Here is an 8,693-nt window from a genome sequence, read left to right as displayed (position 1 = left end):
GCCGGTCCTCCGGCGGACAAGAAAACTGTCACCCATGCTATCGGTCCATTCTGTTACCTATCTATCCGGTTCGGACACCGGCACCTTCTCCCCGTATAGTGACGGGGAGAAGGGATCTGGTCGCTACGCCGGCGCCCCTTTGCACCGTTGGCGATTGGCGAAATCGGCGATGACAGCGCCCCTCTCCCCGTCCCTATACGGGGAGAGGATGCCGGCAGGCAGGTGAGGGGCGGCGCAGACATCTCAGTATCAGCAAATTCCTGCGGTACCCAGATCCGGTGAACGCATCGCGTTTTCCTGTGGACCTCCGCCGCCGTTGAAAACGTCGCGGTTGGCGGACCTGATGTCTGCGCTTATGGTCGCCGCTCTTTTCGACGAGAGTGGGAAGACATGGCATCCGACATCAAGCGCATCGCAGGCATCATCGCGGCCGAAATCAAGGCGCGGCCGGAACAGGCGGCCGCGGCGATCGGACTGCTCGATGAGGGGGCGACGGTGCCGTTCGTGGCACGCTACCGCAAGGAAGTGACCGGCGGGCTGGATGACACGCAATTGCGCGACCTTGCCGAGCGTCTTGTGTATCTGCGCGAGCTCGACGCGCGCCGCGACACCATCCTGGGCTCGATCCGCGAGCAGGGCAAGCTGACGCAAGAGCTTGAAACCAAGATCGCGGGCGCCGCGACCAAGGCGGAGCTAGAGGACATATACCTGCCCTACAAGCCGAAGCGCCGCACCAAGGCCGAGATCGCCCGCGAGCGTGGATTGGGGCCGCTGGCCGAAGCCATTCTCAACAACCGTGCGCTGGTGCCCGCGGAAGTCGCGCTCGCCTATGTCACCGGCGAGGTGGCCGATGCGAAGGCGGCGCTCGAGGGCGCGCGCGACATCCTGTCGGAGCAATTCGCCGAAAATGCCGATCTGGTCGGCAAGCTGCGCAGCTACATGAAGGAACGCGCCTTCCTGCGCGCCAGGGTGGTCGACGGCAAGCAGGAGGCCGGCGCGAAATTCTCGGACTATTTCGACCATGTTGAACGTTGGGCGACCGTGCCAAGCCACCGCGCGCTCGCCATGCTGCGCGGCCGCAACGAGGAGGTGCTGTCGCTCGACATCGATGTGGATGCCGATGACAGCTCGCCGGTGAAGCCGGTCGAGCGGATGATCGCCAACGCCTACGCCATCGGTGCCAGCCTGCCAGGCGACCGCTGGCTGATGGAGGTCGCCGGCTGGACCTGGCGCATCAAACTGTCGCTGCACCTGACGCTCGACCTGATGCGCGACCTGCGCGAGCGGGCCGAGGAAGAAGCGATCCATGTCTTTGCCCGCAACCTCAAGGATCTGCTGCTGGCGGCTCCCGCCGGCTCGCGGCCGACGATGGGGCTCGATCCCGGCATCCGCACCGGCGTCAAGGTGGCGGTGGTCGATGGCACCGGCAAGCTGCTGGCGACGACGACGGTCTATCCGTTTCCGCCGAGGAACGATGTGCGTGGCACGCAGGCCGAACTTGCGGCGCTTATCCGCCAGCACAAGGTCGAGCTGATCTCGATCGGCAACGGCACCGGCAGCCGCGAGACGGAGAAGCTGGTCGCCGACATGCTGTCCGACATGCCTTCGGACAGCGGCCCGAAGCCGCTCAAGGTGATCGTCAGCGAGGCGGGAGCGTCGGTCTATTCGGCCTCGGCGACGGCTGCCGCCGAGTTCCCCGGCCTCGACGTGTCGCTGCGCGGCGCGGTGTCGATCGCGCGACGGCTGCAGGATCCGCTGGCCGAACTGGTCAAGATCGAGCCGAAATCCATCGGCGTCGGCCAGTATCAGCACGATGTCGACCAGTACCGGCTCGGCCGCTCGCTGGAAGCGGTGGTGGAGGACGCCGTCAACGCGGTCGGCGTCGACCTCAACACCGCCTCGGCGCCGTTGCTGGCGCGGGTTTCAGGCCTCGGCGCGTCGCTCGCCGATGCAATCGTCGCGCATCGCGATGCGACCGGCCCGTTCGCCAGCCGCAAGGATCTGCTGAAGGTGGCGCGGCTTGGACCGCGCGCGTTCGAGCAGTCCGCCGGCTTCCTGCGCATCGCCAATGGCAGCGAGCCGCTCGATGCCTCGTCGGTGCATCCGGAGGCCTATGGCGTGGCCAAGAAGATCGTCGCCGCCTGCGGCCGCGACGTGCGTTCGCTTTTGGGCGACAGTGCCGCGCTCAAGGCGCTCGACCCGCGCGTCTTCGTCGACGAGCGTTTCGGCTTGCCCACGGTGCGCGACATTCTGGCGGAGCTGGAGAAGCCCGGCCGCGATCCGCGTCCCGGCTTCAAGACGGCGACCTTCGCCGATGGCATCGACGACATCAAGGATCTGAAGCCCGGCATGCTGCTGGAAGGGACCGTAACCAATGTCGCCGCTTTCGGCGCCTTCGTCGATATAGGCGTGCACCAGGACGGGCTGGTGCATGTCTCGCAGCTCGCCGACCGCTTCATCAAGGACGCGCATGAGGTGGTCAAGGCCGGCGACGTGGTCAAGGTGCGCGTCGTCGATGTCGACATCAAGCGCAAGCGTATCGCGCTCTCCATGCGTAAAGATGCCGGCGGGGGCGGTGCATCGAAGGGCGGGCCGCGCGACAATGGCGGCGGCAGGCCGGCGCCACGCGGGCCTACGCCGCAACGCCAGCCGGAGCGGCCGGCACAGCAAGGTGCGTTCGGCGCCGCGCTGGCGGACGCGCTGAAGCGAAAGTAGCTACCACGCCAGAACAGCCGGCTCCTTCTCAAGCTGGCCGAGCAGCCAGTCCCGGAAACTGGCAACCGGCGGATAGCCGCGCTTGTCGTGAGGAATGACAAGGTAATAGGCGCTGCGGCTCTGCATCGGCTGGCCAGGCGCGGGCACAAGTTGGCCGCGCTGCAGTTCGCCCTCGATGAGGATCTGCGGCAAGAGCGCCACGCCGAGGCCCGCCATGCAAGCCTGGGCGGCGGTGGCGAACTGCTCGAATTGCATGCCAGGCCCGGTCGGCGCGCTCAGGCCCTGATGCTCGAACCATTCGCTCCAGGCGCCGGGACGCGTCGTCATGTGCAGCAGCGGCAAGCGGCCGATGTCGGCCGGCGTGGCGATGGCGCGGCCGGCGAGGAAGTCGGGCGACACCACCGGCGCCACCGTCTCGCGCACCAGAAGTGTCGAGTCGGCGTCCGGCCAGTCCGGCAGGCCGTAGTGGATGGCGGCATCCAACCGTTCGCGGGCGAAGTCGAAGCGCCCGACGCGGGTGACGAAATTGATGGTGATGTCGGGATTGTTCTCGACGAAATCGGGGATCATCGGCATCAGCCAACGCGTACCGAAAGTCGGCAGAATGGCAAGATTCAAGATCCCACTATGCCGATTGCTCATCAATCCAAGGGCTGCGTCACGCAACTGGCCAAGCGCCGAGCGTACCGCTTCGGCGTAGATTTCACCTGCCGTGGAGAGCCTTACATTGCGGCTGTCGCGTTCAAACAGCCGGCGGCCGAACTGATCTTCCAAAAGCCTGACCTGGCGGCTGACCGCGCCCTGGGTCAGGTCCAATTCCTGGGCGGCGGCGGTGAAGGAGCCAAGCCGCGCCACGGCCTCGAAGGCGGCAAGGGCGCTGATATTGGGCAAAAGGCGGCGCTGGACACTCATGATCCATTCGTAACGCTCATTGATCCGCGAAGCAATTTCGTTTGATTTTTTCAGGCCACGAGCCGATAAGCCGGGCTTCACCTGTTTCAAGGATCGAGAAGCCATGGCCGACAAGAATGCATTCGTGTGGGACGACCCGTTCCTGATCGAGGACCAGCTTTCGGAAGACGAGCGCATGGTGCGCGATGGCGCTGCCGCCTTTGCCGCCGACAAGCTCGCGCCGCGTATCGAGGAAGCCTATCTCAACGAGACCTTCGACACGGCGATCTTCCGCGAGATGGGCGAGGCCGGCCTGCTCGGCATCAACATTCCGGAGGAGTTCGGTGGCCTCGCCGCCAGCTATGTCACCTACGGGCTGGTGGCACGCGAAGTCGAACGCGTCGATTCCGGCTATCGCTCGATGATGTCGGTGCAGTCGTCGCTGGTGATGTACCCGATCCATGCCTATGGCTCGGACGAACAGCGCAGGAAATATCTGCCCAAGCTCGCCAGCGGCGAATGGATCGGCTGCTTCGGTCTGACCGAGCCGGATGCCGGCTCCGACCCCGGCGGCATGAAGACCCGCGCCGAAAAGACCGCCAGCGGCTACAAGCTCTCCGGCTCCAAGATGTGGATTTCCAACGCGCCGGTCGCCGACGTGTTCGTCGTATGGGCCAAGTTGAAGGGCGAGAACGGCAAGGACGAGATCCGCGGTTTCGTGCTGGAGAAAGGCATGAAGGGGCTATCGGCGCCGAAGATCGGCGGCAAGCTGTCGCTGCGCGCTTCGATCACCGGCGAAGTGGTGATGGAAGGCGTCGAGGTCGGCGAGGACGCGCTGCTGCCCAACGCCAAGGGCCTCGGTGGACCCTTCGGCTGCCTCAACCGGGCCCGCTACGGCATCTCCTGGGGTTCGATGGGAGCGGCGGAAGATTGCTGGCATCGCGCTCGCCAGTATGGCTTGGACCGCAAGCAGTTCGGCAAGCCGCTGGCCGGCACGCAGCTCTACCAGAAGAAGCTCGCCGACATGCAGACCGAGATCGCTCTGGGATTGCAGGCTTCGTTGCGCGTCGGGCGCCTGCTCGATGCAGGCAAGATGGCGCCGGAAATGATCTCGATCGTCAAGCGCAACAATTGCGGCAAGGCGCTCGACATCGCCCGCCAGGCCCGCGACATGCATGGCGGCAACGGCATCCAGATCGGCTATCACGTCATGCGCCACGCGCAGAACCTGGAAACCGTCAACACCTACGAAGGCACCCATGACGTGCACGCGCTGATCCTGGGACGGGCGCAAACGGGGATACAGGCCTTCTTTTGATCCTCGGCTTCGTCATCCTAGGGCGGAGCAGTCGCGAAGCGACGTCGCGGAGACCCTAGGATCCATGCCGCGACACGGAAGCGCTGCTGCGCTGAAGGATGTGTGCACGGCCGAATCGCAACAGAATGACCTCATTCTGCGCCGCTGGTATTCTTCGATCAATGTAACGGCATGGATCCTAGGGTCTGCGCCGCGTCGCTTCGCTCCTTGCTTCGCCCTAGGATGACGACGGGAGAGGCGCTTCCACCAATCATCAGTGCTGGAGACGGTAGCGAGCAACCAGTCGAACCAGATGATATTGTCCGTTCGATAGCCGTTTAATTTAGGTGCACCGCAACATCCCCTTGGAGAATGGCGGCCAGATGTGTCAGGGTTCGGCTGATGAAACGCCGATCTCCGGGGCCCCATGGCAATTCTGGCAGCCGTCTACCACCTGACCCACTATAAATACGACCGGCCGGTGGTTCTCGGGCCCCAAATCATCAGGCTGCAGCCGGCACCGCATTCCCGCACCAAGGTGTTGAGCCATTCGCTCAAGGTCGAGCCGGCGAACCACTTCGTCAATCTGCAGCAGGATCCTTACGGCAACTTCCTCGCCCGTTTCGTCTTTCCGGAGCCGGTGACGGAGCTGAAGATCGAGGTCGACCTCGTCGCCGACATGACCGTCTACAATCCGTTCGACTTCTTCGTCGAACCGTCGGCCGAGGCGTTCCCGTTCGACTATCCCGAGGAGATCCGTGACGACCTCGCCATCTACCGCACGCCGGAGCCGGCCGGGCCGCTGCTCCAGGCGTTTCTGAAAACCGTCGACCGCGGCGCGCCCAACACGGTCAATTTCCTCGTCGATCTCAATGCCCGCCTGCAGCGCGAGATCGCCTATATCGTGCGCATGGAAACCGGTGTCTTCTCGCCGGAGGAAACGCTGGCAGCGGCCAAGGGCTCCTGCCGCGATTCAAGCTGGCTCCTGGTGCAGATCCTGCGCAATCTTGGCATCGCCGCGCGCTTCGTCTCGGGCTACCTGATCCAGCTCAAGCCCGATCTTGTCGCGCTGGATGGGCCGGCCGGCACAGCGGTCGATTTCACAGACCTGCACGCCTGGTGCGAGGTCTATCTTCCTGGCGCCGGCTGGATCGGCTTCGATCCGACCTCGGGCCTGCTCACCGGCGAGAGCCATGTTCCGCTGGCCGCCACACCGCATTTCCGCAATGCGGCGCCTATTTCCGGCATGGCGAGCTTTGCCAATGTCGAGTTCGGCTTCGAGATGCGGGTCGACCGTATCGCCGAGCATCCGCGCATCACCAAGCCGTTCTCGGATGAGAGCTGGCAGGCGCTCGATGCGCTCGGCAACAAGGTCGATGCCGCGCTCGCGGCCGGCGATGTGCGGCTGACCATGGGCGGCGAGCCGACCTTCGTGTCGATCGACGATTTCGAGGCCGCCGAATGGAACACCGCCGCCGTTGGGCCAACCAAGCGCGAAAAAGCCGATGCGTTGATCCGCAGGCTGCGCGAGCGTTTCGCGCCCGGCGGTTTTCTCCACTACGGCCAAGGCAAGTGGTATCCCGGTGAAAGCCTGCCACGCTGGACGTTTTCGCTCTTTTGGCGCGCCGACGGCGAGCCGGTGTGGAGCGACCCGTCGCTGATCGCGCGGGAAGGTAGTTCGGCTGATATCGGCCCGAAACAAGCCGAAAGCCTGCTGACGGCGATCGCCGGCGAACTCGGCATCGACACGTCCATGGTCAGCGAAGCCTATGAGGATCCGGCCGAATGGCTGCTCAAGGAAGGCAAGCTGCCCGACAATGTCGACCCGTCGAATTCGAAACTCGAAGATCCGGAGGAACGCAGCCGCATGGCGCGTGTCTTCGAACGCGGGCTGACCAAGCCGTCCGGATATGTGCTGCCGGTGCAACGCTGGAACAGCCAGGCCTCCGATCCGCGCTGGCGCTCGGAGAAATGGAAGACGCGGCGCGGCCGGCTGTTCCTGGTCCCGGGCGATTCCCCGGTCGGCTATCGTCTCCCACTGGGCACGCTGCCCTATGTGCCGCCGGCGCAATTCCCCTACATCGTGCCCGTCGATCCGTCGCTGCCGCGTGGCCCTTTGCCCGTGCGCGAAGCGATCTTGCCAGCGGCCGCTCCTGCGGAACTCGAAGGCGCCGACGAAATGGCCCGTCGCCAGCAGGCAGCCTCGTTCACGGCGACGACCGGCCAGCAGGAGCGCGTCGAGCAGGAGATCACCGAGATCGGCGGCGCGGTGCGCACGGCACTGTCGGTCGAACCGCGTGACGGCAGGCTGTGCGTGTTCATGCCGCCGGTCGAGGCGCTCGAGGATTATCTCGAACTCGTCGCCGCCGCCGAGAACGCGGCAAAGGCAATTGGCCTTCCCGTGCACATCGAGGGCTACGGTCCGCCGCATGACCCGCGCCTCAACGTCATCCGCGTGGCACCCGATCCCGGCGTCATCGAGGTCAACATCCACCCTGCCTCGAACTGGCAGGACTGCGTGGCGACAACGACGGCGATCTACGACGAGGCGCGGCAGGCGCGGCTTGGCGCCGACAAGTTCATGATCGACGGCCGCCACACCGGCACCGGAGGCGGCAACCATGTCGTGGTCGGCGGCGCCACGCCCAATGACAGCCCATTCCTGCGCCGGCCCGACCTGCTGAAGAGCCTGGTGCTGCAATGGCAGCGGCATCCCTCGCTGTCCTATCTGTTCTCCGGCCTGTTCATCGGCCCGACCAGCCAGGCGCCGCGCTTCGACGAGGCGCGCCACGACTCTCTTTACGAGCTTGAAATCGCGATGGCGCAGGTGCCGCATCCCGACCAGGGTGCCGCACCCTTGCCGTGGCTGGTCGACCGGTTGTTCCGCAACCTGTTGACCGACGTCACCGGCAATACGCATCGCTCGGAAATCTGCATCGACAAGCTGTTTTCCCCGGATGGTCCGACTGGCCGGCTTGGCCTTGTCGAATTCCGCGGATTCGAGATGCCGCCCAATGCGCGCATGTCTCTGGCGCAGCAATTGCTGGTGCGGGCCATCATCGCCCGCGCGTGGAAGAACCCGCTCGACGGGCGCTTCGCGCGCTGGGGCACCTCGCTGCATGATCGCTTCATGCTGCCGCACCATGTCTGGGCGGACTTTCTCGACGTGCTCGACGACCTCAAGCTCAATGGTTTCGAATTCCGGCCCGAATGGTTCGATGCCCAGCTCGAATTCCGCTTTCCCTTCTGCGGTGAGGTGCAGCATGCCGGGATCAAGCTGGAGCTCAGGCAAGCGCTGGAACCATGGCATGTCATGGGCGAGCAGGGCGCGATCGGCGGCACCGTGCGCTTCGTCGATTCCTCGGTCGAACGGCTGCAGGTCAGGACCGAAGGCCTCAATCCGGAGCGTCATGCGATCGTCTGCAACGGCCGCATCGTGCCGATGAGGGTTACCGACAACAGAGAGGTCGCGGTGGCCGGCGTGCGCTTCAAGGCCTGGCAGCCGGCCTCGGGCCTGCATCCGGCGCTGCCGGTCAACACGCCGCTGGTGTTCGACATCTATGACCGCTGGTCCGGCCGGGCAATCGGTGGCTGCGTCTACCATGTCGCGCATCCCGGCGGGCGCAGCTACGACACTTTCCCCGTCAACGGCAACGAGGCGGAGGCACGGCGGCTCGCCCGCTTCGAACCGCGCGGCCACACACCCTCGGGCTATGTGTTGCGCGAGGAACAGCCGGCGGAAGATTTCCCGATGACCCTTGACCTCAGGCGTCCACCAAGACTGTGATCT

4 protein-coding genes are annotated in these 8,693 nt (G+C 65.1%); 3 read left to right on the top strand and 1 reads right to left on the bottom strand.

Annotated elements, in window-relative coordinates:
• The first annotated feature begins 390 nt into the window (after window positions 1-390).
• Entirely contained in the window at window positions 391-2,715 is a 2,325-nt protein-coding gene (locus LB516_RS28050) for a Tex family protein (protein ID WP_224720767.1), read from the top strand.
• Here the strand turns inward: LB516_RS28050 and LB516_RS28045 are convergent, their stop codons facing one another.
• Window positions 2,716-3,627 carry a LysR family transcriptional regulator gene (locus LB516_RS28045; RefSeq protein WP_224720766.1) on the bottom strand — a complete coding sequence of 304 codons (912 nt, stop codon included), beginning with the start codon at window positions 3,625-3,627 and terminating at the stop codon, window positions 2,716-2,718. It lies immediately after the preceding gene.
• Between the two features lie 103 nt (window positions 3,628-3,730).
• Here LB516_RS28045 and LB516_RS28040 point away from each other — a divergent pair, with 103 nt between their 5' ends.
• The gene (locus LB516_RS28040; protein WP_224720765.1) at window positions 3,731-4,924 is read left to right on the top strand and encodes an acyl-CoA dehydrogenase; all 1,194 of its coding nucleotides are present in this window, start codon (window positions 3,731-3,733) and stop codon (window positions 4,922-4,924) included.
• Window positions 4,925-5,330: 406 nt separating this feature from the next.
• Window positions 5,331-8,690, top strand: coding sequence for a DUF2126 domain-containing protein (locus tag LB516_RS28035; RefSeq protein WP_224720764.1), 3,360 nt, complete (start codon window positions 5,331-5,333; stop codon window positions 8,688-8,690).
• Window positions 8,691-8,693 lie beyond the last annotated feature (3 nt).

The organism is Mesorhizobium sp. CO1-1-7 (assembly GCF_020164885.1).
Taxonomy (GTDB): Bacteria; Pseudomonadota; Alphaproteobacteria; order Rhizobiales; family Rhizobiaceae; genus Mesorhizobium; species Mesorhizobium australicum.
This window is presented reverse-complemented; position numbering and strand designations above follow the sequence as displayed.

Excerpts from the sequence above, each read along its gene's own strand:
- LB516_RS28045 (WP_224720766.1), bottom strand. The coding sequence starts at position 3,627 with ATGAGTGTCCAGCGCCGCCTTTTGCCCAATATCAGCGCCCTTGCCGCC.
- LB516_RS28050 (WP_224720767.1), top strand. The coding sequence starts at position 391 with ATGGCATCCGACATCAAGCGCATCGCAGGCATCATCGCGGCCGAAATC.
- LB516_RS28040 (WP_224720765.1), top strand. The coding sequence starts at position 3,731 with ATGGCCGACAAGAATGCATTCGTGTGGGACGACCCGTTCCTGATCGAG.
- LB516_RS28035 (WP_224720764.1), top strand. The coding sequence starts at position 5,331 with ATGGCAATTCTGGCAGCCGTCTACCACCTGACCCACTATAAATACGAC.